The organism is Fundidesulfovibrio sp. (assembly GCF_058402725.1).
On the sequence record NZ_JBZVFJ010000239.1, the window covers coordinates 1 to 3,254 of the forward strand.

Below are 3,254 nucleotides of genomic sequence, written 5' to 3' on the forward strand. Positions count from 1 at the left end.
TCCCCTTCTGGAGAGCTTCGAGGGGTTGGCCGCGCGTGCCGCCTCCGATCTCCCTCGAGGCCTCGCAGGTGAAGCGCGGGGGCTCCTCCGGCAGGCCAATGCCCTGGTGTTCTCCCGTCTGGACGGCCCTGCACGGCTGCGCGTGGCCCGTGGCAGACGCCTCCTGCGCCGGAGCGCGGCGGGATGCGCCGCCGTGGCGGTCCTCGCCCTGGCCCTGTTCCTGGCGGCCCCGGTCCTGGAACGCGTGCGGCTTGATTATCTGCGAGACAACTTCGTCCACGATTTCGTGCGCGACGCGTCACTGCCACCTGGCCTGCGCATCGCCGGGGTCTACGGCCCAGAATCCCAGGGGGATCGCGCCTGGCGCTGGGGCTGGGGCACGCGCACCATCATCGCCCTGGAGTTGAAGAGCCCGCGCGACGTGCGCCTGGACTACAAGATTTCCAATCCCATGGATGGCCAGCGGCTCAGCTTATCCTTCAACGGCGAAACCCTGGCCGACCATCCCGGCCTGCGCGGTGTCAAGGAGTTGGCCCCCAGCGCTGAGGGCACCCTGAAGTTTCGCGGAAAAACAGGGCTCAACGCCATCGTTATCGAGCACCCCCTGGTGAACCACTTCACCTTCACGGGCGACGACACGCCCCTCAGCGTGGCCTTCCTGGAGCTGCGCCTTTCGGCTGGGCTGGGAGTGTGGCGATGACCCCGGCGCTTCGCCCGAGCCCCCGGGAAGCCCTGGCCTGCCTGGCCGCATCCTGGCTGGCGCGCACGGCATGGGAGGCGGCGGGGGCCGTGGTCCCGCTGGGCGCGGCGGGGCTCCTCGCCTTGGCGGCCCTGGGCGCGCTCCTGGCCAGACGCCTGCCGCCCGCACCCTCGAAGCTCGCGGCCGTGTCGCTCCTGGAGCGCGGCGCGGCGCTCCTGGCCCTGGCCGGGGCATGCCTCTTCGTCCTGGCCGGGCTGGACGGTCTGGCCCGGGTGGCCCTGGAGACGGCCTTCACTGCGTTCCATCCCTTCTCCGTCAACATCCTTGACGGCCGCGAGCCCGGCAAAGCCTGGTTGCTCCTGAACGGCCAGGGCATCTATCCCCCCCTGGACGGCCGCCAGCTTCTGGTGACGCTCTACAACCCGCTCTACCACCTGGTCCTGGCCGGACTCTACTCCCTGGGACAGGAGCTCTTCGCCACGGCGCGCCTTCTCAACGCCCTGCTGGCGGGCCTGCTCCTGGCCCTGATCTGGCGGCTGGGCTCGTCGCGTGGGGGATCGCCCCTGGTGGCCGCGCTCACGGCCCTGGCCCTGGCCCTCTCCGAGCCCTTCTCCTTCGCCCGTTTCACCCGCCCGGACATGCTGGCCTGGGTGCTGGCCTTCGGGGGGCTCCTCCTGCTGGAAACGGCCCTGGACCGCGACCGTGACGGCCGCCGGACCGCCCCCCTCGCCCTGTGCGCCGGATGCCTGCTCGCCCTGGCCTACCTGACCAAGCAGCAATCGCTCTCCTTCACCCTGGGCAGCGCGCTCTTCCTGTCGCTTTCGCGCCGCTGGCGGCTCCTGGCCCTGGCGGGGGGTGCGTTTTCCGTCCTGATCGCCTCGGCCCTGCTGGCGGAAGGCCTGGCCACCGGGGGCGATGTCTTCGCGCACACCATCGCCTATCCACGGCTTATCGCCGCCAACCCCGGGATCACGTCCCTCGGCCAGGGCGCATTCCGCCTGGCGGAGTTCCTGGCCGCCAACGGCAGCCTCTGCCTGGCGTGGCTGGCCTTCCTGCCCGGACGCATCCGGGAGCGGCGCTTCGAACTGGAGGAGGCCGTCTTCCTGGTCAACCTGCCCTTCCTCACAGTGCTGCTGGGCACCTGGGGGGCAGACGCCAACTATCCCCTCTCCGCCCTGGGGCTCCTGTGCGTGCTGGCGGCCCGCTCCCTGGGCCGCGCCACACGGCTCGGTCCGGCGGCCCAGGCGGCCTGTGCGGCAGCGCTGCTGCTGGCGCTGCCCGTCTCGCCGCCCGGACAATCCCTGGCGGCGCGGGGAGAGAAGCTTCGGCTGGAACTGGCCCAGGCACAGGACGCGAACAGGGAGCTTACCCGCGAAATCCAGGCGTCCCCCGGCCCCGTGCTGGCCGACATCGAGGGCGCTCCCTCCTTCCTGCGCCACGTCCCCCTGGAAAAGCTCAGGCTCTTCGACGCCGTGGAACTGGGCGCGCACGCCTGGGCCCTCGGCGAGACCCTGGCCGGACGGCAGCTTCTGGACGACATATCACGCAGGGCGTTCCCCCTGACGGTGCTGAGCCCCACCTTGCTCCCCAGGGAGTTCCGCAAGACCCTGGACCGCCACTACCAACACGCGTCCACCCTGGGATCGTTCAGCCTTTACAGGCCCAAGCCCGCCTTGGCCGTACTGGAACTCGCCTCGCTGGAGGGCGCGCCGCCGGAGAAACAGGGCGGGGCGACGCTGCGCGCCGGTGGGACAAAGAACCTGGAGCGCGTGCCCGGGCGCGACTGCTGGTGCGTGAGCGATCGCCACAGCGAGGGCGAGCTGCGCCTGGAGCTGGACGCGCCAGCCGGTCCCCTGGACTTCGAGGCCTGGTTTCACCTGATGAAGAGCAGCGGCTCCGGCGGATTCGAGGCTCTGCTCTCGGACGGAGCGGGCCAGCCTGCAAGGCCCCTGGCGGGCCTGGCCGAGGTGGGTGAGAAGAACTTCGACAACGTGATGGACGAACCGACCCGGCTCGCCTGGGTCTGTCCGGGCGGTCCCATGACGCTCACCCTGCGTCTCTCGGGCACGGCCGCCTTCTGCCTCAACGCGGCCAATCCCGCCTGGGTGGCCGTCACCCCCGCTCCCTGACTGCCCGACCAACAGGTCGATTTCAGCAGCCTTTTCAAAACACGCACTGCAAGGCGCGGATAAATGCCAAGCCCGAAGCGTTTTTCCCATAGGTGAGGGTTGGGCGTGAGGGTTTGGCTTTTTCCCTGCACCGCACCAGCGAGGATTGTTCAGGCTGCTGAGCTTTCTCAGAGCGGTTCAGAGGGCGCGGCCCCGGCCAGGGGCAGGCGCACCACGAAGCGCGCGCCCGTTCCCGGCGTGGTCTCCACGTCCATGCTGCCGCCGTGGTTCTCCGTCACGATGAAATAGGACACCGAGAGCCCAAGCCCCGTACCGACGCCCGGCGGCTTGGTGGTGAAGAAGGGCTCGAAGACCCGGCGCCTGGCCGCCGCTTCCAGGCCTGGGCTGTGGTCCTCCACGCTGCTAACGGCGGAATCGCCGTCGCG

At 70.3% G+C, this 3,254-nt stretch carries 3 protein-coding genes; 2 read left to right on the plus strand and 1 reads right to left on the minus strand.

Features of this window, described 5'->3' with window-relative positions:
• Together ACV4UX_RS18020 and ACV4UX_RS18025 are read left to right on the plus strand one after the other, a co-directional pair.
• The coding region (locus ACV4UX_RS18020; RefSeq protein WP_491594661.1) for a hypothetical protein at positions 1-700 on the plus strand (700 nt) is incomplete at its 5' end.
• Positions 697-2,829, plus strand: a complete 2,133-nt coding sequence (locus ACV4UX_RS18025; RefSeq protein WP_491594662.1) for a hypothetical protein — start codon at positions 697-699, stop codon at positions 2,827-2,829. The genes ACV4UX_RS18020 and ACV4UX_RS18025, both read left to right, overlap by 4 nt.
• Positions 2,830-2,996: 167 nt before the next feature.
• On the opposite strand, the gene ACV4UX_RS18030 is transcribed toward ACV4UX_RS18025, so the two are convergent.
• A partial coding sequence (locus ACV4UX_RS18030; RefSeq protein WP_491594663.1) for a sensor histidine kinase occupies positions 2,997-3,254 on the minus strand: 258 nt, incomplete at its 5' end.